At 46.2% G+C, this 26,502-nt stretch carries 24 protein-coding genes; 11 read left to right on the top strand and 13 right to left on the bottom strand.

Annotation, left to right across the window (positions count from 1 at the left end):
• The first annotated feature begins 25 nt into the window (after positions 1-25).
• Both L5M10_RS04625 and L5M10_RS04620 read left to right on the top strand, forming a co-directional pair.
• Positions 26-1,240, top strand: a complete 1,215-nt coding sequence (locus L5M10_RS04625; RefSeq protein ID WP_105251123.1) for a 4Fe-4S binding protein — start codon at positions 26-28, stop codon at positions 1,238-1,240.
• A gap of 172 nt (positions 1,241-1,412) precedes the next feature.
• Positions 1,413-2,441, top strand: coding sequence for a GGDEF domain-containing protein (locus L5M10_RS04620; protein WP_263254925.1), 1,029 nt, complete (start codon positions 1,413-1,415; stop codon positions 2,439-2,441).
• Between the two features lie 115 nt (positions 2,442-2,556).
• On the opposite strand, the gene typA is transcribed toward L5M10_RS04620, so the two are convergent.
• The gene (gene typA, locus L5M10_RS04615; RefSeq protein WP_105251119.1) at positions 2,557-4,368 is read right to left on the bottom strand and encodes a translational GTPase TypA; all 1,812 of its coding nucleotides are present in this window, start codon (positions 4,366-4,368) and stop codon (positions 2,557-2,559) included.
• A 1,009-nt stretch (positions 4,369-5,377) separates the two neighbouring features.
• On the opposite strand from typA, the gene glnA reads away from it, so the two are divergent.
• Positions 5,378-6,787, top strand: coding sequence for a glutamate--ammonia ligase (gene glnA / locus L5M10_RS04610; protein ID WP_113941334.1), 1,410 nt, complete (start codon positions 5,378-5,380; stop codon positions 6,785-6,787).
• A 326-nt stretch (positions 6,788-7,113) separates the two neighbouring features.
• Here glnA and L5M10_RS04605 read toward each other — a convergent pair whose 3' ends face one another.
• The 4 genes from L5M10_RS04605 to L5M10_RS04590 form a co-directional block, all read right to left on the bottom strand.
• Entirely contained in the window at positions 7,114-7,983 is an 870-nt protein-coding gene (locus L5M10_RS04605; protein WP_263237554.1) for a hypothetical protein, read from the bottom strand.
• A gap of 183 nt (positions 7,984-8,166) precedes the next feature.
• Entirely contained in the window at positions 8,167-9,036 is an 870-nt protein-coding gene (locus L5M10_RS04600; RefSeq protein WP_263254924.1) for a hypothetical protein, read from the bottom strand.
• 180 nt (positions 9,037-9,216) lie between these two features.
• Positions 9,217-10,083 carry a hypothetical protein gene (locus tag L5M10_RS04595; protein WP_263254923.1) on the bottom strand — a complete coding sequence of 289 codons (867 nt, stop codon included), beginning with the start codon at positions 10,081-10,083 and terminating at the stop codon, positions 9,217-9,219.
• 182 nt (positions 10,084-10,265) lie between these two features.
• A complete protein-coding gene (locus L5M10_RS04590) occupies positions 10,266-11,138 on the bottom strand; it encodes a hypothetical protein (RefSeq protein WP_263254922.1) in 873 nt (290 codons plus the stop codon).
• Positions 11,139-11,630: 492 nt separating this feature from the next.
• Between L5M10_RS04590 and L5M10_RS04585 the strand changes: the two genes are divergently transcribed.
• Positions 11,631-11,954 carry a YceK/YidQ family lipoprotein gene (locus tag L5M10_RS04585; RefSeq protein ID WP_105251113.1) on the top strand — a complete coding sequence of 108 codons (324 nt, stop codon included), beginning with the start codon at positions 11,631-11,633 and terminating at the stop codon, positions 11,952-11,954.
• A 165-nt stretch (positions 11,955-12,119) separates the two neighbouring features.
• On the opposite strand, the gene L5M10_RS04580 is transcribed toward L5M10_RS04585, so the two are convergent.
• On the bottom strand, positions 12,120-13,241 hold the full coding sequence (locus L5M10_RS04580) for an aminotransferase class V-fold PLP-dependent enzyme (RefSeq protein ID WP_263237558.1): 1,122 nt from the start codon (positions 13,239-13,241) through the stop codon (positions 12,120-12,122).
• Positions 13,242-13,245: 4 nt separating this feature from the next.
• Positions 13,246-14,424 (bottom strand): PrnB family protein, encoded by a 1,179-nt coding sequence (locus L5M10_RS04575; RefSeq protein ID WP_263237559.1) that lies wholly within the window; start codon positions 14,422-14,424, stop codon positions 13,246-13,248.
• A gap of 264 nt (positions 14,425-14,688) precedes the next feature.
• Here L5M10_RS04575 and L5M10_RS04570 point away from each other — a divergent pair, with 264 nt between their 5' ends.
• The 4 genes from L5M10_RS04570 to L5M10_RS04555 all read left to right on the top strand — a co-directional run bounded on the left by L5M10_RS04570 (position 14,689) and on the right by L5M10_RS04555 (position 18,040).
• A complete protein-coding gene (locus L5M10_RS04570; RefSeq protein ID WP_105251110.1) occupies positions 14,689-16,032 on the top strand; it encodes an anaerobic C4-dicarboxylate transporter in 1,344 nt (447 codons plus the stop codon).
• 234 nt (positions 16,033-16,266) lie between these two features.
• Positions 16,267-16,887, top strand: a complete 621-nt coding sequence (locus tag L5M10_RS04565) for a CHAP domain-containing protein (RefSeq protein WP_411568907.1) — start codon at positions 16,267-16,269, stop codon at positions 16,885-16,887.
• Between the two features lie 12 nt (positions 16,888-16,899).
• A complete protein-coding gene (locus L5M10_RS04560) occupies positions 16,900-17,490 on the top strand; it encodes a hypothetical protein (RefSeq protein WP_263237563.1) in 591 nt (196 codons plus the stop codon).
• Between the two features lie 37 nt (positions 17,491-17,527).
• On the top strand, positions 17,528-18,040 hold the full coding sequence (locus tag L5M10_RS04555; RefSeq protein ID WP_168826445.1) for a M23 family metallopeptidase: 513 nt from the start codon (positions 17,528-17,530) through the stop codon (positions 18,038-18,040).
• Between the two features lie 19 nt (positions 18,041-18,059).
• Here L5M10_RS04555 and L5M10_RS04550 read toward each other — a convergent pair whose 3' ends face one another.
• Positions 18,060-18,251 carry a DUF2986 domain-containing protein gene (locus L5M10_RS04550; RefSeq protein ID WP_219234725.1) on the bottom strand — a complete coding sequence of 64 codons (192 nt, stop codon included), beginning with the start codon at positions 18,249-18,251 and terminating at the stop codon, positions 18,060-18,062.
• Between the two features lie 423 nt (positions 18,252-18,674).
• Here L5M10_RS04550 and L5M10_RS04545 point away from each other — a divergent pair, with 423 nt between their 5' ends.
• Complete coding sequence (locus L5M10_RS04545; RefSeq protein ID WP_263254921.1) at positions 18,675-20,852, top strand: TonB-dependent receptor; 2,178 nt, start codon at positions 18,675-18,677, stop codon at positions 20,850-20,852.
• 72 nt (positions 20,853-20,924) lie between these two features.
• Here L5M10_RS04545 and L5M10_RS04540 read toward each other — a convergent pair whose 3' ends face one another.
• Positions 20,925-21,092 carry a YqaE/Pmp3 family membrane protein gene (locus tag L5M10_RS04540; RefSeq protein ID WP_006079767.1) on the bottom strand — a complete coding sequence of 56 codons (168 nt, stop codon included), beginning with the start codon at positions 21,090-21,092 and terminating at the stop codon, positions 20,925-20,927.
• A gap of 259 nt (positions 21,093-21,351) precedes the next feature.
• Between L5M10_RS04540 and L5M10_RS04535 the strand changes: the two genes are divergently transcribed.
• On the top strand, positions 21,352-22,521 hold the full coding sequence (locus tag L5M10_RS04535; RefSeq protein WP_263254920.1) for a GGDEF domain-containing protein: 1,170 nt from the start codon (positions 21,352-21,354) through the stop codon (positions 22,519-22,521).
• A gap of 26 nt (positions 22,522-22,547) precedes the next feature.
• Here the strand turns inward: L5M10_RS04535 and L5M10_RS04530 are convergent, their stop codons facing one another.
• Genes L5M10_RS04530 through L5M10_RS04515 form a run of 4 tightly spaced genes read right to left on the bottom strand, consistent with a single transcriptional unit; the run spans position 22,548 to position 25,839 of the window.
• The gene (locus L5M10_RS04530) at positions 22,548-23,240 is read right to left on the bottom strand and encodes a TIGR01621 family pseudouridine synthase (protein WP_263254919.1); all 693 of its coding nucleotides are present in this window, start codon (positions 23,238-23,240) and stop codon (positions 22,548-22,550) included.
• Positions 23,241-23,273: 33 nt separating this feature from the next.
• Positions 23,274-24,530: a sensor histidine kinase gene (locus L5M10_RS04525; protein WP_105251097.1), complete on the bottom strand. Its 1,257-nt coding sequence runs from the start codon at positions 24,528-24,530 to the stop codon at positions 23,274-23,276.
• 49 nt (positions 24,531-24,579) lie between these two features.
• Positions 24,580-25,257 (bottom strand): response regulator transcription factor, encoded by a 678-nt coding sequence (locus tag L5M10_RS04520; protein WP_006079763.1) that lies wholly within the window; start codon positions 25,255-25,257, stop codon positions 24,580-24,582.
• Positions 25,258-25,317: 60 nt separating this feature from the next.
• A complete protein-coding gene (locus L5M10_RS04515; protein WP_113941345.1) occupies positions 25,318-25,839 on the bottom strand; it encodes a hypothetical protein in 522 nt (173 codons plus the stop codon).
• A gap of 483 nt (positions 25,840-26,322) precedes the next feature.
• Between L5M10_RS04515 and L5M10_RS04510 the strand changes: the two genes are divergently transcribed.
• Positions 26,323-26,487: a hypothetical protein gene (locus tag L5M10_RS04510; protein WP_105251095.1), complete on the top strand. Its 165-nt coding sequence runs from the start codon at positions 26,323-26,325 to the stop codon at positions 26,485-26,487.
• The last annotated feature ends 15 nt before the right edge of the window (positions 26,488-26,502 follow it).

Here is a 26,502-nt window from a genome sequence, read left to right as displayed (position 1 = left end):
TAACTTATTAGCTGTATTCATCACTATGACTTTTATCGAATCACTCACGCTGATGTTGGCACTCATGTATCTCGCCTCCCTCAGCTATTGGAGCGGCCAGAAATGGGGCGCTGTCGCCACTCTGTTGCTCAGTATCGGTGCGGTGGCAATGAGTCTTTATTGGCCACTGGCTCTCGGGCTTCTTATTGCACTACCACTGATGCTACTTGGGCATAAATTTGCGCCTGATGCACTCAAGGGTGAAATTAAAATCAATACCCTTCGTGAAGGGACTCAACATGTTTTAGCGCTATCGCTCTTGCTGGTTGCCATACAATACACAATCAATACCGTACTGCTTAAGCAAGGAATCACACCTTGGCTAATGCGCCCAGACGTAGTCGATGCCTTTTTACCGATTGCGGGTGGCATTGAGCTTAAAGCCATTATCAGCCTCAATTTGTGGGATCAAACCCATCCTGCGGCAGCAGTCATGCTAGCGGCGGTATTACTCACAGGTTTACTCTGCAAGCGGGCATTTTGCGGTTGGGCTTGCCCATTAGGTTTGGCAGGGGAATACCTGTATTCCTTTAGAAAACGCTTTATTAAATCAGAGCTTACACCACCCGCTTGGCTAGATTGGCCACTGCGAATGTTGAAATATCTATTACTCCTAGCACTTTGCTACATAGTCATTGGTATGCCAGCACAATCCATCCCCCATTATCTTGAAGGTAATTATCATAAGATTGCCGACTTGAAGATGGCATTGTTCTTCCTAACACCCAGCCTAATCACGCTACTGGTATTTGCGCTGATCCTCGCTTTAGCGGCATGGCGTCGTCAGGGATTCTGCCGTTACTTGTGTCCCTATGGTGCTATGCTTGGGATCTTAAGCTTTGCAAGCCCATTAAAAATTCGCCGCAATACCCAGCACTGCCTTATCGAAGCAAAAGGGATGAAATGCGACAAGTGCACCCGCGCTTGCCCAGCAAACATCATAGTGCACACTAAAACCACGGTTCGCAGTGACGAGTGCCAAGCCTGCATGCGCTGTGTCGCGGCTTGCCCTAAATCCGCCGCCCTCGGCCTTGGACTGAAATCCGGCCACAGGCTAGGTCATAAGGGATTGCTCGCATTAGTGCTTATCGCATTATTTATCCTACCGCTGGGCGCTTACTTAGCAGGTTTCTGGCATAGCCAAACACCAGACAACATCCGCATGGAATTGATCCAAGTGATTAATAGAATTGGGCACTAGATAATATCCCCAAAGCATACTGCAGATAATGGCTTACATCGCTCTCTGCAGTATTTTTAATATATACGTCATAAAATTGATTACAATCAGGCAACAGCTAGACTTTATCGCAGATAATATTCCTATACGGATATTAGGAAAATGGTTTTATGTTCCCCAACGGAGCTAACCTATGCGACCCGACCGACAGCAATTGATCCATTCGTTATTTGACGAATATATTGAGATGTATGCCTCCCGTGATGACAGGCTAACTCGTCGCTTTAGTGATAACTTTAGCGGCTATGCAGGGAGCAGTGATCAGCTTGTCACCAGCAGAGAAGAATGGGTGCTAATCACTCGTCAGGACTTTGCACAAGTGCCTGAGCGAATCCACATCGAAATGTTAGATCTTTCTTTACAAGACCTTGCCGACAACCTCGTGGTTGTGACTGCCTTTTTTCATATCCACTTACCGATCCCTAATCCTATGCTTTCCCGCGAGACAGCACGGCTAGTGTTGATATTTCACCGAGAAAACAACGACTGGATGATTGTCCACAGCGGCATATCCATCCCCTACGGCTTAGCCCACAAAGGGGAAATTTACCCGATTGCGCGATTAGAGGAACGTAACGTCGAACTTGAATCCATGATCACAGCTCGAACTAGTGAACTGGCAGAAGCCAATAGGCAACTTGAAATACTCAGCAATACCGACGGTTTAACCAATATCGGCAATCGCCGCCTATTTGACATGATGTTACAAACGGAGTGGAGTCGGGGACAAAGGAGCAATTCCTCACTGGCCCTAATCATGCTCGATATTGACCACTTTAAACAATTTAACGATCACTATGGGCACCTCGCCGGAGACGATTGCCTTAAACAATTAGCGAGTACACTGTCCCAGTCCGGTCGCAGAGCGGGCGAATTAGTCGCTCGCTACGGCGGCGAAGAATTTGTCATTCTATTACCAAATGTCGATAATCAAACCGTACTTGAGATAGCACAGCACATCCATCAACTGATCCAAGCCATTGCCATTGCCATTCCGCATGCAAATACCGACCTTGGGATTGTAACAGTGAGCGCAGGCGTCGCCTATCTGCAACCCTCTAACAAACAAAATGCTTTAGAACTCGTTCGCCAAGCGGACGCCGCCCTCTACCGCGCAAAATCCGCAGGGCGCAATTGCATACGGGTGATGGATGAGGACTAATAATACCCATTACTCAATTTATCCCAACAAAAAGCCCTGCACAGTTTCCTATGCAGGGCTTTTTAAACCGATTGACTCACCTTAAGGGCGTGTCACCTGAATTAACAGGCTGGCATTAACCGCGGTTAAAGCGCTTACGATCGTTTTCAGTCAAGTGTCTCTTACGAACACGAATGTTCTTAGGCGTTACTTCAACTAATTCATCATCATCGATGAACTCAAGCGCTTGCTCAAGTGTCATTGTGATTGGCGTAGTCAACACTTGGGCTTCGTCAGTACCAGAAGCACGCATGTTGGTCAGCTGCTTACCTTTCAAACAGTTAACTGTCAGATCGTTTGAGCGAGCGTGAATACCAACCACTTGGCCTTCGTATACTTCAGCGGCATGGCCGATAAAGAGACGACCGCGATCTTGTAGACCGAACAGTGCGAAGGTCAATGCCTTACCCGTTGCGTTAGAGATCAATACGCCGTTAGCGCGTTGACCGATATCGCCACCTTTATGTGGACCGTAATGGTCGAATGAGTGATAAATTAGACCAGTACCAGAAGTCGCAGTCATAAACTCAGTTTGGAAACCGATTAAACCACGGCTTGGGATGATGAAGTCGATACGTACACGACCTTTACCATCAAGCTGCATGTCTTTCATTTCAGCTTTACGGGTACCTAATTTCTCGATTACTGTGCCTTGATCTTCTTCTTCAACGTCAACAGTCAAGGTTTCAAATGGTTCACACAGTTCACCGTCGATAGTTTTCAGAATAACTTCTGGACGTGATACGGCTAACTCGTAACCTTCACGACGCATGTTTTCAATCAAGATTGATAAATGCAATTCACCACGGCCAGATACACGGAAGCGATCTGGACTTTCTGTTTCTTCAACACGCAGTGCCACGTTGTGGACTAATTCTGTTTGCAGACGCTCCAGAATGTTACGTGAAGTCACATACTTACCTTCTTTACCTGCAAAAGGTGAAGTATTAACTTGGAAAGTCATGGTCAGAGTAGGTTCATCAACAGTCAAAGGTGGCATAGCTTCTACTGCACCAACGGCACAGATAGTGTCAGAAATTTTCAGCTCGCCTAAACCAGTGATAGCAACGATGTCGCCAGCGTTAGCAATTTCAACTTCAGTACGGTCTAGACCCATGTAACCTAATACTTGGCCCATTTTACCGTTACGAGTTTTGCCATCAGCGCCAATAATAGTCACTTGTTGGTTAGTTTTAACGCTACCACGCTTGATGCGGCCGATACCGATAACACCCACGTATGAGTTGTAGTCGATTTGCGAAATTTGCATCTGGAACGCGCCTTCGGCGTCAGCATCTGGGAAAGATACTTTTTCAACGATAGTTTGGAACAGCGGCGTCATATCATCGCTCGCTACATCCGGATCTAAAGTTGCAAAACCGTTTAACGCAGAAGCGTAAACGATCGGGAAATCTAACTGCTCGTCAGTTGCACCTAAGTTATCGAACAGGTCGAATACTTGGTCAATAACCCAATCTGGGCGTGCACCTGGACGGTCAATTTTGTTGATAACAACGATTGGCTTTAAGCCTTGAGCAAACGCTTTCTTCGTTACGAAGCGAGTTTGTGGCATTGGACCGTCAACGGCATCAACTAGCAATAATACTGAGTCAACCATAGACAGAACACGCTCAACCTCACCACCGAAATCGGCGTGGCCTGGGGTATCAACGATGTTAATACGGTAGTCGTTCCACTTGATGGCAGTATTCTTTGCCAGAATCGTGATCCCACGTTCCTTTTCAAGATCGTTGGAGTCCATCACCCGCTCAGTGGCTTCTCCTCGGGTTGCAAGGGTGCCTGACTGTGACAGCAACTTGTCTACCAGGGTCGTTTTGCCATGGTCAACGTGTGCAATAATGGCGATGTTACGTAAATTCTCTAGCACGGATAAACCTCTTACCATCAAACAAAAATAGGGATATTTCAGTAATTCGTTATGGTGATCTAGCTCGATCTACCACAATAAAAAGCGTGCCATTCTACTCCAGAGCGGCCTTGGCGCACAGGATTATTTTTGAACACTTATAAAACAATCCGCCAATCCTTGGGTAATTTCCGCCAATCATCCACTGAGTGAAATCCTCTGTAGCCAGAGTTAACGCTCTGTTTAATTGCCATATTCATAGGAAAAATCCGAGTTAAGCAGCTGAATTTGCTATTTTTCGTATTCAATGTTAGCACTGCTAATGTCGATTTAAGCATCAGCAAAATCGACTTAGACACAGAGAAATTACCACGTGAACACACTGCAATAAATTCTGCGGCACACTTAATCTAACGTTCATGTTGGCGTTTACACCCGATGGCATTAAGACTCACTTCATTGTCACGGGATACCTTTTACGCATCACTGATTTCACTTGGCCTGTGAACAGCAAAGACATTTCGCACATGAGAACGAACTCTTTCCTAATAATATGATAATAAACCACTATTGGATTGATAATGCGTGGCATAGTTGGACAGACTAGCGTGGTTTTATGACAATTATGCGGCGGTTATGCGGTGGTAAATAGTCCCGTGCAGTGCTGCAAGTATGTGCGAGCTTCACAGAGGCGGTACTTACTGAGATAGTGAAAGCCAAAGCATTATTGCCATCTCAGTGCCATATAAGCGGTGCATGTTATCGCTGTGCATCCCAGCTTAAGGTTTGCATGAATCAATTCAGTGCGCACCAAAATGGAGTAATGCACCAAAATGCCACAGACAAAAGCACTATTATGGTGCACACGCGAATCCAATTAAGTGCAGCAAAGATTTTAAACCATGTTAATCAGTAAGTTAAATTATTGGCATGGATATCGCTATATAGCTCGTAAGTTTGGCTCAAGATAAATCACTTGAGTTAAAAGATTATAGAAGGGGCATCCCTTTACCCTACCGGAGGCTTGAGAATGTCAGTTGAATCAGTTTTAAAGCAACTTGAAGAATTAGAAGTTAAGTTCGTTGATTTACGTTTTACCGACACTAAAGGTAAAGAGCAGCACGTATCTATTCCTTCTCATCAGGTAGATGCTGATTTCTTCGAAGACGGCAAAATGTTTGACGGTTCTTCTATCGCAGGTTGGAAGGGCATTAACGAATCAGACATGGTACTGATGCCAGATCCAACGACATTCGTACTGGATCCTTTCACCGAAGAAACCACAGCGCTGATCCGTTGTGACATTCTTGAACCCGGCACTATGACAGGTTACGACCGTGACCCACGTTCAATTGCTAAAAAAGCAGAAGCTTACCTGATCTCTACTGGTATCGCTGATACTGTATTGATTGGACCAGAACCAGAATTCTTCCTATTTGACGATGTCCGTTTCGGTACTGACATGTCAGGTTGTTTCGTTAAGATCGACGCTAAAGAAGCGGCTTGGAACTCAGGCACTAGCTACGAAGGCGGCAACACAGGTCACCGTCCATTTGTTAAAGGCGGTTACTTCCCAGTTGCACCGGTTGACTCATCACAAGATCTACGTAGCGCTATGTGTTTAGTGCTCGAAGAAATGGGCCAAGTGGTTGAAGCGCATCACCACGAAGTGGCGACTGCAGGTCAAAACGAAATCGCCACTCGCTTCAACACCTTGACTAAGAAAGCGGATGAAATCCAAATTCTGAAGTACGTAGTGCACAACATGGCACACGCTTATGGCAAGACTGCGACTTTCATGCCTAAACCCATCGTTGGTGACAACGGTAGCGGCATGCACGTTCACCAATCTCTGGCGAAAGACGGTGTTAACTTGTTCGCTGGCGACAAATACGCAGGTTTAAGTGAAACGGCGCTGTACTACATTGGTGGTATCATCAAGCACGCTCGCGCGCTGAACGCTTTCACTAACCCAAGCACTAACTCTTACAAGCGTTTAGTGCCACACTTTGAAGCACCTGTTATGTTGGCCTACTCTGCACGTAACCGCTCTGCATCAATCCGTATTCCAGTGGTACCAAGCCCTAAAGGCCGTCGTATCGAAGCACGTTTCCCTGATCCACATGCAAACCCATACTTAGGTTTCGCAGCGCTGCTGATGGCAGGCCTTGACGGTATCCAAAACAAGATCCACCCAGGTGAAGCGATGGACAAAGATCTATACGATCTGCCTCCAGAAGAAGCGGCTGAAATCCCACAAGTGGCAACGTCATTAGAAAACGCCCTTGAAAATCTGCAAGCTGACCATGAGTTCCTGACTAAAGGCGGCGTGTTCAGTGAAGATTTCATCCAATCTTATATCGTACTGAAAACAGCAGAAGCTGAGCGCGTAGCACGTACAACTCACCCACTTGAGTTTGAAATGTACTACAGCCTGTAATGGCTAGCGCTATACAACCAGCTCGCTTTATGTAATTGATACAGAAAATATAAAAGCCTCGATAGCAACGCTATCGAGGCTTTTTGTATTTTGAAGGTATATACAACTTTTATTCTGATTCAATCATCGCGTTGTTCTCTAAATAGGCATCATCGCCAACCACTCTTTTATCATTCAGAGAAGGCACGCCAGACACCGCGGCAACAGCAACAATAGAAATAGATGGTTAAAAAACGATCTAAACTAAACATGGATGCAGCAGAAAAACCACCTATATAGTCGGAAGTTAACTACCGCGCCATTATTGTTAAGTGTCCACGCTTTATTCAACTAGGCTGTTTATTGTCAGGGGCAAAATCTGCCAGTTGGGCAGGTTCGCCTGACTCAAATGACGCAAATGGTACGCCATCTAACACGCGCTCATTTTTAAATACACGGATTTCAGAATCAGGTAACTGCGTCATCAGCAATGACAAGATAATATGCATCTTATCCAATGGGCAATGAAGGCGAATACTTGCACGTAAGCCCATTGTTCGTATATCCGATTGGCAGGCAATAAATGGACGATTCCGCGTTACCTTAATCAAATGACGATGCCCATTTTTTATAGGGCTCTCATAAGTTGTCTCTACATTTTTAAAACCGGTGAAGAAAAATGCCATCACGGCAAAACCACCCGCGCCGACCAAGGCGACCGGGCCTAACAACGCCACGCCAACGATGCAAACCACTACCCCAAACCAAGCCAGCCCCCGCACTACCGCGTAGGCGGCATCCGGAATAACGTCATGATAGGTGGTAACCAACCCCTCGGTGGTGAGCCGATAGTGGTACTGTTTGTCGGCCAACCAGAGATAACGCATAAATGGCCCAAAAATCATCACTATGATGAGAAAATAATACCATTGTTCAAATCCATACCAGCGTGTCACCAACCCAACTAGAGCCGTAATCCCGCACGGAATAAGGACCATGATCCACCCCATGCCATACACAGTCGCTACCTTAAGATCCCACTCATAAAGCGTGGGCGCCTCTCGCACCCGCTGCTGACGCAACTGATAGAGCCGGTCTTGCTCCTCTTGGGGTAATTGCAGGTACTCACTGCGCGGCAGGTCTTCATACCGACTGTCGTCCAACAGTTGTGTCTCTTGCTCTGTCGACGCCGACTGCGGCGCTGCCCTCTTATTCATATAGCTATTCCTTTGCTGTGCCCACGGTACTCCATGGTCATCGTTAACCTACCCACACGGCTTGTACTTAATGTCTTCTCACCCTTGACGACCTTGCCGCTAAAGGCCTGTCAACATCTTGGTGGCAATGCTGCCACTGATGGACACCGAATCTCGCGCCAATAATAGGCGCGAGAAAAAACGTTAACCGGGCTGGGTATTCTCAGGGGCAAAATCTGACAATTGGACTGGTTCGCCGTCACGGGTGCCAACTTTAGAGAGGCCAACTATTCGTTCATTTTTCAATAAAAAGAGTTCCGACCCCGGTAATTGCTTCATCAGTAGCGACAACACTTTATGCATATCTTCGGGATGGCAATAACAGTCGAGATTTGAATAATATCCGAAATAAAACCTGTCTGTATCACACGATATATATGGCCTCTTGTGGGTCACTTTTATCATGTGGGGGTGTCCACGCTTGATAGCACTTATTGAGGTGGTTTCTACATTTTTAAAACCAGTAAAGAAAAATGCCCCCAGAGCCATTCCGCCTGCACCAATCAGCGCTGCTGGGCCTAAAAAGGCCACCCCGACAATACAAACCACCACTCCAAACCAAGCCAGCCCCCGTACTACCGCGTAGGCTGCATCCGGAATAGTGTCATGATAGGTGGTAACTAACCCCTCAGTGGTGAGCCGATAATGGTACTGTTTATCGGCCAACCAGAGGTAGCGGATAAATGGTGCAAAAATCAGTGCCATGAAAAAAAAACCATACCATTGGTCAGACTCATACCAGTGCGCCACCAAGCCAATCAGCACCATTATACCGCAGGGAATAATGACAACGAGCCACCCCATGCCATAGACAGTCGCCACCCGAATATCCCACTCATAGAGGGTCGATGCCTCGCGTACCCGCTGCTGACGCAACTGATAGAGCCGGTCTTGCTCCTCTTGGGGTAATTGCAGGAACTCACTGCGCGGCAGGTCTTCATACAGACTGTCGTCCAACGGTTGTGTCTCTTGCTCTGTCGACGCCAACGGCTGCGGCGCTGCTCTCTTATTCATATAGCTATTCCTTTGCTGTACCCACGGACTGCACGGTAGTCGTTAACCTACCCACACGGCTTGTACTTAATGTCTTCTCGCCCTTGACGACCTTGCCGCGAAAGGCCTGTCAGCATCTTGGTGGCAAAGCTGCCACTGATGACACCGAATCTCGCGCCAATAATAGGCGCAAGAAAAACGTTAACTGGGCTGGGTATTCTCAGGGGCAAAATCTGACAATTGGACTGGTTCGCCGTCACGGGTGCCAACTTTAGAGAGACCAACTATTCGTTCATTTTTCAATAAAAAGAGTTTCGACCCCGGTAATTGCTTCATCAGTAGCGACAACACTTTATGCATATCTTCGGGATGGCAATAACAGTCGAGATTTGAATAATATCCGAAATAAAACCTGTCTGTATCACACGATATATATGGCCTCTTGTGGGTCACTTTTATCATGTGGGGATGTCCACGCTTGATAGCACTTATTGAGGTGGTTTCTACATTTTTAAAACCAGTAAAGAAAAATGCCATCACGGCAAAACCACCTGCACCAATCAGCGCTACTGGGCCTAAAAAGGCCACCCCGACAATACAAACCACCACCCCAAACCAAGCCAGCCCCCGCACTACCGCGTAGGCGGCATCCGGAATAGCATCATGATAGGTGGTAACTAAACCCTCGGTGGTGAGCCGATAATGGTACTGTTTGTCGGCCAACCAGAGGTAGCGCATAAATGGCCCAAAAATCATCACTATGATGAGAAAATAATACCATTGCTCAAATCCATACCAGTATGTCACCAACCCAACTAGAGCCGTAATCCCGCACGGAATAAGGACCATGATCCACCCAATGCCATACACAGTCGCCACCCGAATATCCCACTCATAGAGGGTGGGCGACTCACGCACCCGCTGCTGACGCAGCTTGTAGAGCCGGTCTTGCTCCTCTTGGGGTAATTGCAGGTACTCACTGCGCGGCAGGTCTTCATACCGACTGTCGTCCAACAGTTGTGTCTCTTGCTCTGTCGACGCCAACTGCGGCGCTGCTCTCTTATTCATATAGCTATTCCTTTGCTGTGCCCACGGACTGCACGGTCATCGTTAACCTACCCACACAGCTCGTACTTAATGTCTTCTCGCCCTTGACGATCTTGCCGCTATAAGGCCTGCCAGCATCTTAGTGGCAAAGCTGCCACTGATGACACCGAATCTCACGCCAATAACAGGCGCGAAAGAAAGCGTTAGAGGGCATGGGTATTCTCAGGGGCAAAATCTGCCAGTTGGGCAGGTTCGCCTGACTCAAATGACGCAAATGGTACGCCATCTAACACGCGCTCATTTTTAAATACACGGATTTCAGAATCAGGTAACTGCGTCATCAGCAATGACAAGATAATGTGCATCTTATCCAATGGGCAATGAAAACGGATACTTGCACGTAAGCCCATTGTTCGTACATCCGATTGGCAGGCAATAAATGGACGATTCCGCGTTACCTTAATCAAATGACGATGCCCATTTTTTATAGGACTCTCATAAGTTGTCTCTATATTTTTAAAACCTGTGAAGAAAAATGCCATCACGGCAAAACCACCCGCGCCGACCAAGGCGGCCGGGCCTAAAAAAGCCACCCCGACAATACAAACCACCACCCCAAACCAAGCCAGCCCCCGCACTACCGCGTAGGCGGCATCCGGAATAACGTCATGATAGGTGGTAACTAACCCCTCGGTGGTGAGCCGATAATGGTACTGTTTGTCGGCCAACCAGAGGTAGCGGATAAATGGCGCAAAAATCAGTGCCATGAAAAAAAAACCATACCATTGGTCAGACTCAGACCAGTACGCCACCAAGCCAATCAGCACCATTATCCCGCAGGGAATAATGACAACGAGCCACCCCATGCCATACACGGTCGCTACCTTAATATCCCACTCATAGAGGGTGGGTGCCTCACGCACCCGCTGCTGACGTAGCTTATTGAGCCGGTCTTGCTCCTCTTGGGGTAATTGCAGGTACTCACTGCGCGGCAGATCTTCATACCGGCTGTCGTTCAACGGTTGTGTGTCTTGCTCTGTCGACGCCGACAGCTGCGGCGCTGCTTTATTGTTCATCCTGTTACCTCTCGGTAGACTCTACTTGTAGCGTGGTCATCGCTAAGCAGTAAATCCAGCCATCCATTTTAAATCAGCAACATAATATGCTCTCGGCCTACCCTCAAGCGAATATTTACTGAAGCAGTTTTAAGGAAAGTAATAAAAGTAGCTAGATGGCCAGTGAGGGAAGTGGAGACTGATTTTAAAGAGTATGTTCAAAACTCATCTGAGTTCTGCGAGGGCACGGCATACAAACCTCCATGATTAATACCAATCCAAAACAATAGTCGCCGTTAACAACTAGGTTATTGAGCTTGGTTGTATCTCGTTTCTGTTGATGAATAATTGACAGATATAATCATATAGTTAGAATGCCAAGCTGTTGAAACAGAACAGGTTGGCGTCAAATGAAACCAGATCTGGTTCCACATCACTAACGCTCTCAGTTGATCAAGTGAGTAGATCATACCGAAGCAATGCAGTTTTTCACATATAAACAATGGAGTGGTTATGCGTTGGTTGACTTGGTTGGTCGTGTGCTGTTCTCTCACGGGATGTGCAACGATAACGTCGAGGATGGGAGAAGATTCAACTTGGGGCCACTCTTTCTCTAGTGTTCAAACGGCTGTTGATAATGGCGAGGAGTGTATGATTATCTCCGCGTTGGCGGCCCCGCCCTTGCTGCTCTTTACCATCCCGCTGACACTCGTTGATATGAGCAGTGCGTTGATCATCGATACTGTTATGCTACCTGCAGATTTAGCGATCACGCCCAGCGATCCCAAGCTCCACACCCCGCGACCTATGGTCTGCCGCTATGACTATAAGATTTAAGCATGATCGCATCCAATAAATAACCTCAAGTTGCCTGTGTGACGGTGAGTTAACGCCGGCATACGGGAACGACCATGTCGCGGTTTGCCTCCCAGAGTGTTGTGCCTTGTTAGTTGTCATTACGTAGTACAACCTAGCCTAGTAAGCCATTTTAAATCATTTAAGTTAGCGATTTGCTTTAATCACATCAAGTAACAATTTGATATCGGCCATATTGTTATAAATATGCGGAGAAATCCGGATCCCCATACTGCGGGCGTCGACACTAATATTCGCGTTCGCCAATGCCGCCATCATTTGATGCTGCTGTTTACCAAACTGCAGAATAAGCGTGCCGCTACGCTTTTCAGTATCCCGCGGCGACACAAACTCATGGTCGAGCTCTTGCGCCACAGCATCAATCAATTGCTGATTGTATTTACGCAGCAACGGGGTACCTAAACCAGCAAGATAATGAATGCTATGGGTGGCAATGGCATAAGGCGCGATTGATGGTGTCCCTCCCCAAAAGCGCAGTGCGGAATGCTGGTAACGAAAATCATGGATATCAAATTCGAACGGATTCTCGTGGCTAAACCAACCAACATCCTTAGGCTGACAACTATCCAATATGGCGGGATTAACCCAAAGATAGGCAGCACCAGGGCCGCCGCAGAGCCATTTCACACTCGAACCGATTAAAAAATCGGGTTGTAGGCGCGCAAGATCCAGCGGAATAATCCCCGCCGATTGCGCTACATCCACTAAGCTCAAACAACCTCGCTCACGGGCTATAGTGAAAATATTGGCTAATGGCGCCTGCTGCCCCGTATTCGAGTAAGCATGGCTGACAAACACCAGATCCACATCGCGGCTGATATGCGCATCCCACACATTAGGGTCGGTGATATCGAGCCCTTTAGGAATAAAGCGTACTTCGCAACTGGCAGGCAGCGCTTTTTTAAGGGCAAAACCCATGCTGGGAAAATCAATCTCACTCATTAACACAACGGCGTGTTCGCGGTTCAATCTGTCGAGGGACATGACAATTTTAGTCAGCGCACTGGAAAGATTGACCTGAGGGCAAAAATCCTTTTGGTGGCCGTTAAATAACTTAGATAAAGCAAAGGTAAAATCATCAATCACACCCAGCCACTGGCCCCAAGGTTCACGCCCCGACTCCTGCCAAGGCGCAAAAAAGGCTTCTTTAAAGACCTGCTCGGTCGATTTTAATGGCCGGCCAACGGAATGGTTTAATAGATATCCTGGACCTGCTAGGTAAAAGTCCTTTTTAAAATCTTCAAACATAGTGTTATCTCAAACTCTCTTTTAGTTTTTTAATATCACAATAACGAGTCCGAATATCGCTGCGCTGAGCGGCGGCGCGTCTGTCTCTGAGTCGCTCCAATGAGCCGAGTAGCACATGCAGTGGCGGACCACTCGCGGTAACTTTAGCTAAATGCTGCTGCTCCATACTTGTCGAAGGCTCAGCAATATATTTAGTTACTAACTCATTATGATGCTGAATCGCAGTCTCGCCATGTAATTCGCAGACTTCGATAAAGAGTCGCAAGTTTTCTTGATACCAATCTTGGGTTGAGCAGTCTTTTGCCTGCAGGAAGTCATCCATCAAATTCGGCCGACGCATGCACTCACGCAATATCTGTTGATCCTCTGGCATCATGTACAAAAACTTGTCCACCAGCATTTGCGAGTAGGAAGCTTCGTTTGCAAAACAAAGACCTAGCGTTAAATCGATGACATTAATCCCCGCAAAATCCCCAGCGTTGGCGCCACGATAAATGACCGAGCCCACCCGATAAGGTTTGTAGTAAGGGCGAACACAGTAAAAGAAACGGTCAGTATCTAATCGATTAAATAATTGGGTATTCGACTCAATCACATCCTGCAAGGCCTGTTTAGCGACTCGCAGTAAATCGTGACTGATGGGATGGGAAATGCCCAAAGGCTGGATCTTTAATAGCGCATCGGCGGCGCGTTTATAGGCCAAAATGCCTTTAGTGTTGTAATCCACAAACAACTTTTCAGCGGGCAAATCGGTAAAGCGCTTATAAATGCCATTGTGGGCACGATTGTGAGTGGTTAAATGTGCGGTGGCAAAGCGCGGAGTGACGCCTATTGAAGCGCCAATATGCATGGCGAGCGCAGAAGCCTCAGCTAATGGCGATGTTGTTTCCCGCGAGGGCTCGGTAATTTCATGGCGCCGACAGGCCGCCATATACAAGCCCACATTGCCGAGTAAATCGAAGGCACTGTCGAAACCTTCATCAGTATTCCCCTCATCGAGCAAGGTCTTAATCAACTCTCGCCCTTCGCTCTCCAGCGCCAACTTAGCTTCTGCGCCGATATCGAGCACATTGGCCCGATCTGTTTGTTGGTAGTAAAGCTGTTCTAGCTCGGAATTGAGTTCCACAAAGCGGCTGCGGATCCAATCATCAAAGGCTTCGGTATTAAAGGTGGCAGGTTTCACGGGCTTATCCTTGAGTATTGTTATCGTTCTTTTAAACGGAGTGAGCTCAAAGCGTTAGCCCAATCCGTAAAACTCGTAACCAGAATGCAACTTATCGCCACGTGTTTCTAGCGTTAGGTCAAATTTCCGAAAAAACTAATGCCATTTTTTATTTACACCATGCGCCAGCGCAATTTTTCAAACACTTTTACTCCGCAGAATGTTCCTGAAGACACTCATCACTCAACTAATAGCTAAGCGGTAAGTTCCGCAGAGGTAAATCGGATGATTTTAATGGAATTTATAGTAGTGCTTAGCTGCCTACTGCTAGGTACCCGCTACGGCGGCATGGGACTCGGCCTCATCAGCGGTATTGGCTTATTTTTACTGATTTTTGTTTTCGGTTTAGCGCCGGGACAACCGCCAGTGCAAGTTATGCTAACCATACTTGCAGTCATTGGCTGTGCAGCCGTATTGCAAACCGCGGGTGGATTAGATGTGATGATGCAGTATGCCGAGCGCTTACTGCGCCGTCATCCACAATACATCACGATTCTGGCGCCATTGACCACGTGGACGCTGACCTTCCTTTGCGGTACTGGTCATGTGGTTTACACCATGTTCCCGATTATTTCCGATATCGCGCTGAAGAAAAATATTCGCCCAGAACGCCCAATGGCGGTGGCATCTGTCGCTTCACAAATGGCGATTTGTGCTTCGCCCGTGTCGGTAGCGGTAGTGTCTATGGTGTCGATTCTGGCATCACAACAGGGTGTAGGCCGCGCTTACAATCTGCTCGAAATTTTAATGGTGTCAGTGCCAGCATCACTTTGCGGTGTCATGGCTGCTGCACTTTGGAGTCTGCGTCGTGGTAAAGATTTAGATAAAGACGAAGAGTTTCAAGAACGCATAAAAGACCCAGTCCAAAGAGCCTTTATCTATGACAAAAGCGAAACCCTGTTAAATCAAAAATATCCGAAGGAAGCTTACTGGGCAACGGGGATTTTCTTCACCGCTATCGCTGCTGTGGTACTGTTAGGTTCATTTAGTGAATTGCGTCCCGCCTTTGACGTTAAAGGTAAGTCGACCTTGCTCTCGATGAACTTAGTGATCCAGATGATGATGTTAATTGCAGGTGCATTTATCCTGATGACCTGTAAAGTCAAACCGACTAACATCTCTAACGGTCCCGTTTTTAAAGCGGGCATGGTGGCAATTTTCTCAGTATTTGGTGTGGCGTGGATGAGCGATACTTTCTTCATCAGCCATATGGATGTACTGCAGGAAAACCTGTCCCATGTAGTACAAAGCCAGCCTTGGACCTATGCCTTAGTGCTGTTTCTCATCTCTAAGCTTGTTAATAGCCAAGCGGCAGCACTCACAGCAATCGCACCTATGGGACTCGCCTTAGGGGTCGATCCAAAACTCTTAATCGCCTTCCTCCCTGCAAGCTACGGTTATTTCGTGCTACCAACCTATCCAAGTGATCTGGCCTGTATCGGCTTTGACCGTTCAGGTACGACTAAAATAGGTAAGTTCATTATTAACCACAGCTTTATCATTCCAGGCTTTATCGGTGTAGCGACAGCATCGGCTGTCGGTTATCTACTCGCAACCGCTTTACTCTAACCGCCAAAATAACAAAGGCCGCTAATGCGGCCTTTGTTTTAGATAGCCTTAGATCACACAAAAGTATTAACCTGTGCCAATATAAAACCCACACCCTAGACGTCCATGTTCTTCAGAACATAAAATACGCAGCCCGAAAGTGAGATAAGTATCTTACTCAACAACTCTTTTTAGCTTGCCGTACTAAAGATGATTAGACGCTTATCCATTCTATTAGCTTTTTTCGCGATACTGATGGGGTTCGTATACTGTGCCTACAGTCTGATAACTCGGATTAACTTTAATTCCCACCATCAAGTAGGAGAAGTCATCGACACTCTAAACGGGGTTAATATCTATTATAACGGAGGAGTTAATACCCATTCAGGACGTAACCTATCTATAGATGGTTATAACTTAGGTATTCAATATCAATGTGTTGAATTTGTTAAGCGCTACTTTTACCAACGCTACCAGCATAAAATGCCTGACGCTTTAGGCCATGCTAGAGACTTTTTTGATAACAAGTTAAGCGATGGCATGTGGAATGAAAAACGTGCTATGTGGCAATACACTAATGCGAGTCAGACCAAACCTATGCAGGATGATCTACTCGTATTTTCTCCATGGATATTTAACCCCTACGGTCACGTTGCAATCATTGCCTCAGTTACCGATAGCAGTATTGAAATTGCCCAGCAAAATCCCGGCCCCTTTGGCCAATCACGCGAACGGTTGGCATTAATTCAACAAAACGGCCTCTGGTATATTGATGCGCCTCGAGTAAAAGGTTGGTTAAGATGGCAGGCCCCGGAAATCACAGCATCCCCGATAGCAGAATCCGCAAATACGCCATTCACCAGTAAGGTTCACTGAGAAATAACAATAATGTCAGTATTAACTTGGATTAAACAACGCCTTGTGCGTAATAGTGATAGCCTCAAGCAATCTAGGCCACAAACTGAGTTACACACTGTTTTTCATCAAACCCAGATGCCCAATATCAGCTTGCCAATCATACAAACCTATCCACTCGTTGTACCTATGGACAGAGCAGATATTTTTGCTTATCAATTACATTGCTTGCTGACTTACCAGGGGAAAGAGGCCTTAAACACTTTACTTAGCCAGGCAGGCTTTAACACATTGCCCGAGCAAACGGTCAACTTTAACGGTTTTATCGAACATCCAACCCAAGCGACCTGCGTATTACTGAACCAATATGACGATTTTGCGGGTGTGTGCATAACCTTAGTGACCAATGACAAACCCTTGCTAGAAGCATTAATCAGATTCAAATCCGCCCCGCCCAATCCATGGGAAAGCTTTCCTAATATCGATCCCGATACCCTCGGCAGTCTTCAAGGTAATATCGACTTTTGGTGCAGCTATTTTTGGCGCCCCTATTGGCTATCACTTTCAGAAGCCGAGCACTTACAATATCCTGAAAGTTGGCGGGAATTTAGCGAGTTTCATTAAAACTTAAGGTACGCAAACACTTAATGCAGGATAAAAAATGAAATTGAAATATGTTGGATTAGCGCTGACGTTACTGCTACTTGGTGGTTACCTGATCCCTGAGTCACCCGCGATCCCAGTAAAAGGTGCCAGCAGTAAAGATTGGAACAGCCAAACCTTTTGGTATGAACCTTGGGGTCCATCGGGCGTTCACAAGGGGATAGATATTTTCGCCGCCAAAAACACCGCAGTGATTGCGCCAACGCCTATGCTGATCTTGTATCGAGGTGACTTCTTCAAAGGAGGAAATGTGGTGGTTGGTTTAGGTCCGAAATGGCAAATTCATTACTTTGCCCATTTAGCACAAATTGAATCAGCCACGGGATTGATTGCCTACCAAGGTGACACTTTGGGTACTGTCGGCGATACGGGCAATGCACAAGGTAAACCGCCCCATTTGCACTATTCCATTTTGAGCTTATTGCCTAAACCTTGGCTGATGGATACTTCAACCCAAGGTTATAAAAAGGCCTTTTATCAAAACCCTATCGAGTATTTAACTGCACTATAGGCTTAACTACTTACTTTAATCAGCTTATTGGCAGTCCAATATCAAGCTGAGGTTCTGCGGTTTTTGATGGGATTTCATGCTCAACTGCCGCAGCTAATGCTTCTCTCTCTGCCTTCGCAATATATTTAGGTTTATTGCTAGATTGCAGTTTGGCATTGGCCTTTTTTGCTTTGCTCTTCAAGGTTTGATTAATCTTCTTTTTACGGTTCATCAGAGTACCAATGCGAGATACGGTATAAAGGGGTGCGATTATAGCCTTCCATCAACACGCCAGACAATCGAAAGCACTAAGGCAAACGCGTAGCCCAATCAAATAATCAAACATGCGACTAAGCATAGATCTCCTAAATCAAAGACAAATGCCAAAAAAGGTAATGCCTTACCGACATGAAATCGCATTATATGTATGGCCTTTACGGTAAAATCTCTCGATACCGAGTGCTGTGTCGCAATTTATTCATACTGTCGTCAAATCATGTAATTTCCTGTATGGCGTGACTAGACAAGCTGTAATTCCTCCCCTAAAATCGCAAATAATAAAAATCGTTATCATTTGCAATACAATTTAATGGAATATTAACCTATGCCAAGGGAGCCGGTGTAACAAACTCATTCGCCCTTAGCAGGAAGTTATATGACATTCAAAACCTCGTTTGTTGCTTTAGCCGTATTGGCAGCGTTAACCCAATCCGCTGCGGCCCAAGATGCCACCGACAACAGTCCAAACAACAAAAATAAAGACATAGAAAAAATCACTGTCACCGCAAGTCGAATGGATAAATCTCCCAGCTCGATCCCCAATACTGTCACTATCATCGACCGTGCCCAATTAGAAGAACAGTTCCGCACCACTAAAGATTTATCGACGATTATCGGTAACTTAGCGCCTAGCTTTTCACCGAGCAGCCAGAAGATGAGTAACACAGGTGAAACCCTGCGTGGTCGTCCGCCATTGATTATGATCGACGGCGTGCCTCAATCGAACCCACTTCGCAGTGGTGGTAGAGAGGGACAAACCATAGATCCTGCCATGATTGAGCGCATCGAAATCATTCACGGCGCCAATGCCATGCATGGTCTCGGTGCCCAAGGCGGCATCATCAACTACATCACTAAAAAGCCTACAGGCGACAGCGAACAGGTTGCTAGTTTCGATGTCACAGTGCCTGATTCAATGAAATCCAACGGCTTAAGCTTTGGTGCTAGCTATGCGTTTTCTGGCGAGTCAGAATTTATCGACATGATAGGTTCGGTTAGCTACCGCAATAATGGCGTCTATTACGATGCCAATCATAACGTAGTGGGTGTCGACACGACTCAAGGCGAGTCGATGGATAGTCAGAGTAAAGACTTCTTCATCAAGCTTGGCCATAACTTCGATGAGTCTCGCCTTGAATTAATGGTTAACCATTACAATGCAGACAACAATGGCGATTGGATGCCCGTTGCAGGTGACAAGCCCAATGGTGTCCCCACAGGTGCAGTTAAAGAAACTCAGCCATGGGAAGCCGCCAACAACCAAGTGACCACCACAAGTTTGACTTACACCCACGCCAATATTGGTGGCCAACAACTTAGCCTGCAACTCTTTAATCAAGATTTTAAAGCGGTTTATGGCGGTGGCTGTTTCGATAGCTTCTACGATCCATCCTTCGAAGACAGCGATCAAGTCATCCAATGCGGTATCGGCAGTAAAGGCGAAAGCTTGTACTACGAGCAATCGCGTAACTCTTCGGTTAAATGGGGTTTAAAAAGCGCCTTGATCGCTAAGGATATTGCTGGATCAGGAATTGATGCGGCCTACGGTGTCGACCTTTTTCGCGATACCACTGAGCAAGATTTAGTAAAAACTGGCTTTTCATGGGTTCCCGAAAGTACCTATGACAACGTCGCGCCTTACTTGCAGTTAGATTATGACTTAATTGAAAATTTAACCTTATCGACTGGTGTTCGTTACGAACATGCCGAGTTAAGTGTCGATGACTACAAAACCCTATGGGGTGCAGGCAATAAGCAAATTGCGGGCGGTTCAGCCACCTTCGATGAAACCTTATTTAACGTCGGTATCTCTTATAAAATCACTCCTGACATTCGCGTTTATACCAGCTATAACCAAGGTTTTGGCATGCCGGATATCGGCCGAATTCTGCGTGATGGTAAAAGCTTCCCCGGCGATAATCCCAGCATAGATGGCTCACTGGCGCTCACACCGATCGTCACAGATAACGTTGAAGTCGGCGCCGATTACCAAGGTAAATACTTAAGCGCCAAGCTAGCTTACTATCGTTCCGCTACTGATTTTGGCTCACGTTTGGCCTTAAATAGTGATGGTTTCTACGACGTGAAGCGCGAAAAGAGTGTGATCGATGGTATTGAAGCCAATGTCACCGCCTACATTACCAGCAATGATGATCTCGGCATGAATATCGCCTTCCAGCAGGGGGAATACGATTCAAATGGTGATAGCCAAGTCGATACCGATCTCGATGGTGCAAATATTTCGCCAAACCGTATCAACCTGTTCTGGACCCATAGCTTCGATAATGAAATGTCGACCCGCGTTCAAGCCAATTACTACATGGACCGCGATTTTAAAAACGCGGCGGGCAATAAGTATGCAGAGTTTGATGGTTACACGACAGTCGATGCTTCCTTCTCAATGCCGCTTTACACTGGCACCCTGAGCCTAGGTTTGCAAAATCTATTTAATAAGGATTATTTCAATTATTACTCACAAACCATGGGTACAAATGATCGTTATTTCAAAGGGATGGGACGTACTGCAACAATAGGCTACACCTTGCCTTTCTAAGTGAAAGACCCATTTTGAAACATAAAAAAGCGCAATTACATTGCGCTTTTTTATTGTGTGGAAGAAAGCAAATTATGCCTTGGTCACGACCCAGAGTGCGTGTAATAAACCAGGGAACCAGAACAGTAAACATAACACTATGTTTATTAGCAGATCTTTACCCGCTCCCGCCTTCAAAAATACAGCAACTGGCGGCAATAAAATCGCAATAATGACTAAAAGTAGTTTATTTGTATCCATAACAGAACATCCTCAAAACGGAGATTGTAGGCAAATCAACAAGATCTAACTTCGCAGGAAGACTCAGAATTTGCAAACCTTTTAGTTTGCAAGGCGTAAATAATCCCAGCCGCAGCCTAAATGAAGGCCCTTACCATTCCCTAAAATGAAAAAGGATATTCAACTCATTATCTGTACAAAGTAGACTAAGATATCCAGCAAACTCCAACCGAAAATCCCTAAAAGCATCTATAGTTAAAGAAAAATATGAAGTAAAAGAATGATATTTGATCCCCAAGCCTTATTACTCATCAAGTTTATTTGCCTGCTTACTAGCACGGCTGCCGTCGCATGGGGACTCATTGCACAACCTTTAAAAATTGCCACTCAAGCCAGTATGCGCTTTTCTCTGGCGAACTTGTTCGTCCTCCTTGGCATCATACTCAACAGCCAACGCACCGAAGCCTCCAGTTACTTTTTTTGGTTCTGCTCGGATATGGCGATTTTATTTGGCTTCATTCTAGCGCGTTGGGGAACAAAGGCGCTTTTTAGACTCAAGCCCAGCGTAAAATCGGATCTTATTCTTTTAGCACTCACCGCTGGTGTGATGCTCTTGGTTCCACCTAATTTCAGCTCCGAACGCATTTTGGCCATCGTATTCTCAGCCTGCGCCGCGCTCATTTTCGCCATGTTAACTCGAGATAACTATCTTGCCATCAAACGCGATACGGGAAATCGAGTTGCCATCGCTATGGTCATGCCCTTAGTCGCCATGGTGGGTATTTTTATCATTCGTATCTTTATCGCCTTACTCTCTCCCGAAGAAAGTTCGATGTTTATCGCCATGCACACGCAAGAAGCCATACCTGTGCTTTGGTTCTATGTATTTCTGGCCCTATTGATCAATATCGTGATGATAGGTAATGCCATGACTCGGCTTGTCAGTAAAATCCGCATGTTAGCGGAGCGGGACCAACTTACAGGCCTGTGGAATCGCCGTGCTATGCATAAGTTTTTAAACAATATCCATCAACGCTGGCTGCGGGATAAAGTACCTTACAGTATGATTTTATTGGATCTTGATCATTTTAAAGATATCAACGATCAATATGGGCACGATGCGGGCGATCTCGCCCTGCTGACGGCGGCGAGACTGTTTGGATCGGTATTGCGAGAAAATGACGCCCTATGTCGTCATGGTGGAGAGGAGTTTCTGGTGATTTTACCCGCGACTGATGCACCCGCGGCCAGAGTCGTCGCCGAGAAATTGCATCAAGTACTTAAGGAAAATTCATTTATCTGGCAAGGTGTTACGATTAAAATCCATGCCAGTTTAGGTTACGCCACGATTTATCAAGGATGCCAACCTGACAAACTACTCATTCAAGCAGACCAAGCTATGTACCGCGCAAAATCTGAGGGCAGAGACCGTATTTGCCAAGCTTGCTAGGCTTTCGCAACATAACGCTGCAAAGATTAATCTCCTTTCGCAGGCCAAGCCAAAGTATCGGGCTCACGCCATGAAACTAGCGCCTCAGTGACACCTTCAGCGCCAAAATGCTCACCTTGAGTCGGCAAATCCCGATAAGCGTAATCATGCCAACCTGTCACGTCATCACCATAGCGAAAATGCAGACAATAGGCATGCAGATAACACCGATCAGCTGCCTCACCGCCGTATAAATCATCCCCTAAAATGGGTACACCTAAGCTCGCCAAGGCAACTCTTAATTGATGGGTTTTACCTGAGTGGGGTTTAAGCAAATATAAACGCAACCCCTCACCAACACTCAAGGAGAAAAACTGCGTAATCGCTGGATTCTCTTTAGTCCGCAGTAACTTAAACATGCTACGACGCGACTTTGCCATGTCACCAATCACCCAGCCTTGCTTCTTCTTCGGCTTGCCTTTCGCGAGGGCGAGGTAATATTTCTGCACTTTATGGGCGGTAAACAGCTCAGTAAATTGCTTAGCGGCGACCGCGCTCTTAGCCAGAATCAACAGACCGGACGTGGGCGTATCGAGTCGATGAACAGCAAAAAGCTTAATCCCTAAATCTTGCTCAGCCTGCGCCACCACGCCTGCAGTCCCATCCTGGCTGTGGAAATGCACTTTGGCTGATTTGGAAATAACAATAAAATCAGCCTCATCGGCTATGATTCGATACATGGAGTACTCGACGTTGTAATGCGGATCATCGACTTAAAACTGAATAGTGACGACTAAGCCTGGATGATTATCCGTGAGATTAATTTTGGCATTGTGCCGTGAGAGAATCGCTTTGACCATAGATAATCCTAAACCAGTGCCCTGTAAATGCCGGCTAGGGTCGAGGCGCACTAAACGTTCGAACACTCTTTCTTTACTCTCATCTGGAATACCAGGGCCATTATCACGGATCTGAATTTGTGGGCCTGACTGAATAATCTCAATCCGCGCACCTTGGCCAGAATACTTCATCGCATTATCGACAAGATTATATAAAGCTTGGAATAATAAGTATTTATCACCAAAAACCTTATGATCTGTCAGTAACGATAAACTCAAGGTTTGCTCGTTAGATTCAGCCACAGCATCGGCCATATCCAATAAGTCAGTACACAGTTGCGCTAGGCTTAACTCCTGCAAATCGAGTGTCTGCTGACCTTCTTCGATACGCGTGAGCGACAACATGGCATCAAACGTCGCTAAACAATGATCGAGCTCCTCGGTCAAAATGGCGCAACCTTCGCTAATCTCGTTGCTCGGCTTACTCGCCAACTCTTCAATACCAATACGGATATGTGACAGTGGAGTACGTAAATCATGGGCGATATTATCGGTCGCACCACGCACTGCCATCAGGTTATTTTCGAGAATATCCAGCACATTATTAAACTGCAGCGCCAACATATCGAACTCATCCTGACGCCAACTCAAGGGTAAGCGGGTGTCGTAGTGACCGCGTTCAATCTGTTCACTCAAGCGGTTGTATTGCACTAATCGACGTAAAATCGCCTTAGAAAACAGATAGCCGAGCGCTAAAGTCAACACTACGGTAAGCATGACAGCCGTTGCAGCGGCACTGATAAACTTATCAATTAATGTCGCTAAGTTATCGGTACGGGTCGCAATCAACACTGGGCCGTAACGGGTCATCACTAGGCCGCCGGTAAGAATATGCAGCTTATCTGGGCCACCAGTTAAGATAGGAAAATCCCGCGTTTGCGGCAGCATGGGCATGCCTTCGGGCATAAAGCTCAAGGCACCGACCATATCGTAGCTATTACGCCAAGCGATCAGGGCCGTTTGTGGATCGGCGGCGCGGATTTGAGCGGCAAAACTACGGCGATCAACCGTTAGGGCAAGTTGCTGATAACGTTGGGTCTCTGACTCTAAATATTGAGTCACTTGATACTGCTGCTCAATAATCAACTGTCGATAAAGGGCAAATAGCAACGCCCCGATGATCACTATCACTAAGGTCGAAAAAACGATTGTGATGCGCCAGGCGCTGCTTTGGTAAGGCTTAATGCCTTTGTCGTAAGCGATAACCCGCTCCCCTCACGGTTTCGATAAGCTCGCCATGGCCTAACTCTTCAAATTTACGGCGTAATTTTGCGATATGCACATCGATGACGTTCGTGCGCGGGTCGAAGTGATAATCCCACACTGCTTCGAACAATAAGGTGCGGCTAATAACTTGATTAGCATGTTCCATCAGATACTTAAGTAACTGGAACTCTTTTGGCTGTAGCATCAACTCCTGCCCGTCTAAAGTGACATTACGGGTCAGTAACTCCATCTTCAAACCACCAACAACGAGATCAGTTGTCACAGGCACAGATTGCCCACGGTGCATCAGTTTTTCAGCGCGAACTAATAACTCGGAGAAAGCAAACGGCTTAGTCATATAATCGTCGCCGCCCGCGCGCAGGCCTTTTACTCGCTCATCAACGTGCGCTAAAGCGGATAAAATCAGCACTGGTGTTTGATTACCCGTTGCCCTTAAGGCGGCCAGCAATTTTAAGCCATCGAGCTGAGGTAACATGCGGTCGAGGATCACGAGATCGTACTGACTACTCGTCGCGAGTGACAGGCCTTGATGACCATCGCTCGCCGTTTCGATATTGTGGCCCTGCTCAAGAAATCCTTTGACGATGTAATCAATCGTCGTCGCATCATCTTCAACTAAAAGTATTTTCATCTGTATGTTGCGCTCCTCAATCTTAAGCACTCGTATGAGCACTCGATTGACTTAGATATTTCAATCCCACTTGAGTAAAGGTAACGGTCGTAAATTTTCGACATCAAAGGCCAACTTAAACTTACCCGTATCGTCTAGCAGCTTAAGTTCTAAATAACTGATACCTAAGTCGTGGTCTAACTTTGCTTCGGTTAAGAAGGCTTTATGATCTTTAGTGGCCTTAACGATTAGACCTGAAAAGGTTTGATCTTTTGCCGCGATCATACGCGTTGCCTCAACCTCACCCAGATCATCGGCGCTTACTTTACTCGCCTTTTGTTTCAGTAACTTACCATCACGGGCACGATATTCAAACCGCGTTATAGAGTTTGCTAAAGGATTAATTAACTCAAATTGATAGACTAATTCACCCTCTTGCTCTTCCATATGAAATTCGGCAATCACACCGGAGAACCCTTTTTCAATCTGCTGCATAACGCTCAACGGCGGTACATAGTCTCCACCCGCAAACATCGAATACATGCTCTGAGCCGCCGTTGCGACACCAGATACCAACATGAATCCTAGCAACCATAGTCTCATGGCCCCTCCATTTAAATCAGCTAAGTTTGTATCTTATGAGACAATCAGTTAGAAGTCGATGGACCTATTGCGCCTGTATGCAATTCCAAGCTAATCCCTCACAATTTACCACTGGATATAGAATCACACTGTGTCAGCGTTAACTCTGGTTCGGCCATCAATTGATCTGAAATCCAACGTCAACAGAACCTAAATCGCTGATAAGCCAAACACTAAATCATTTTGTGGCTAATGTGTAAAGTCTACCTAATACCAGCTTAAACACCGATGGAAACAAGATTAAGCTTTGATCATCTGAGGATTTTTAAACATGACATTTTCAGTGATAACCCTCAATTTCGCCATTTAGAATCAAGAGGATTGAATTTTAGCGGGTATTTTAGTCTATCTGTGTCATTAAAAAGTGGGATTGGCAAATAAATCGCCCTCGACTAAAGTCGATAACTTAGCATCAGGTAATGGTATTTTTTAATCGGAGCGAAAATGAAACCAGTCATACGATGGATAAGCTTAAGCTTGTTACTAATAGCAGCATTAAGCGCTTATGCCTATGGCAGCGCCACCAGTGCATTGGTGTTCATCATCTTAGGCATGCTATTGGAAGGGACATTTTGGATTGGATTACTCGGTAAGCGAAAAACGAAATAAACAGCCTCAGTTAAT

Origin of the sequence: Shewanella sp. SM32, assembly GCF_025654235.1 — a bacterium.
GTDB lineage: Bacteria > Pseudomonadota > Gammaproteobacteria > Enterobacterales > Shewanellaceae > Shewanella > Shewanella oncorhynchi.
This window is presented reverse-complemented; position numbering and strand designations above follow the sequence as displayed.

Bases quoted from the DNA above. Each gene is read 5' to 3' on its own strand.
- L5M10_RS04560 (WP_263237563.1), top strand. From the start codon at position 16,900: ATGTCAGTATTAACTTGGATTAAACAACGCCTTGTGCGTAATAGTGAT.
- L5M10_RS04550 (WP_219234725.1), bottom strand. From the start codon at position 18,251: ATGAACCGTAAAAAGAAGATTAATCAAACCTTGAAGAGCAAAGCAAAA.
- L5M10_RS04620 (WP_263254925.1), top strand. From the start codon at position 1,413: ATGCGACCCGACCGACAGCAATTGATCCATTCGTTATTTGACGAATAT.
- L5M10_RS04565 (WP_411568907.1), top strand. From the start codon at position 16,267: ATGGGGTTCGTATACTGTGCCTACAGTCTGATAACTCGGATTAACTTT.
- L5M10_RS04570 (WP_105251110.1), top strand. From the start codon at position 14,689: ATGATTTTAATGGAATTTATAGTAGTGCTTAGCTGCCTACTGCTAGGT.
- L5M10_RS04605 (WP_263237554.1), bottom strand. From the start codon at position 7,983: ATGAATAAGAGGGCAGCGCCGCAGTCGGCGTCGACAGAGCAAGAGACA.
- L5M10_RS04600 (WP_263254924.1), bottom strand. From the start codon at position 9,036: ATGAATAAGAGAGCAGCGCCGCAGCCGTTGGCGTCGACAGAGCAAGAG.
- glnA (WP_113941334.1), top strand. From the start codon at position 5,378: ATGTCAGTTGAATCAGTTTTAAAGCAACTTGAAGAATTAGAAGTTAAG.
- L5M10_RS04585 (WP_105251113.1), top strand. From the start codon at position 11,631: ATGCGTTGGTTGACTTGGTTGGTCGTGTGCTGTTCTCTCACGGGATGT.
- L5M10_RS04530 (WP_263254919.1), bottom strand. From the start codon at position 23,240: ATGTATCGAATCATAGCCGATGAGGCTGATTTTATTGTTATTTCCAAA.
- L5M10_RS04520 (WP_006079763.1), bottom strand. From the start codon at position 25,257: ATGAAAATACTTTTAGTTGAAGATGATGCGACGACGATTGATTACATC.
- L5M10_RS04545 (WP_263254921.1), top strand. From the start codon at position 18,675: ATGACATTCAAAACCTCGTTTGTTGCTTTAGCCGTATTGGCAGCGTTA.
- L5M10_RS04580 (WP_263237558.1), bottom strand. From the start codon at position 13,241: ATGTTTGAAGATTTTAAAAAGGACTTTTACCTAGCAGGTCCAGGATAT.
- L5M10_RS04590 (WP_263254922.1), bottom strand. From the start codon at position 11,138: ATGAACAATAAAGCAGCGCCGCAGCTGTCGGCGTCGACAGAGCAAGAC.
- L5M10_RS04515 (WP_113941345.1), bottom strand. From the start codon at position 25,839: ATGAGACTATGGTTGCTAGGATTCATGTTGGTATCTGGTGTCGCAACG.
- L5M10_RS04555 (WP_168826445.1), top strand. From the start codon at position 17,528: ATGAAATTGAAATATGTTGGATTAGCGCTGACGTTACTGCTACTTGGT.
- L5M10_RS04540 (WP_006079767.1), bottom strand. From the start codon at position 21,092: ATGGATACAAATAAACTACTTTTAGTCATTATTGCGATTTTATTGCCG.
- L5M10_RS04510 (WP_105251095.1), top strand. From the start codon at position 26,323: ATGAAACCAGTCATACGATGGATAAGCTTAAGCTTGTTACTAATAGCA.
- L5M10_RS04535 (WP_263254920.1), top strand. From the start codon at position 21,352: ATGATATTTGATCCCCAAGCCTTATTACTCATCAAGTTTATTTGCCTG.
- L5M10_RS04625 (WP_105251123.1), top strand. From the start codon at position 26: ATGACTTTTATCGAATCACTCACGCTGATGTTGGCACTCATGTATCTC.
- L5M10_RS04595 (WP_263254923.1), bottom strand. From the start codon at position 10,083: ATGAATAAGAGAGCAGCGCCGCAGTTGGCGTCGACAGAGCAAGAGACA.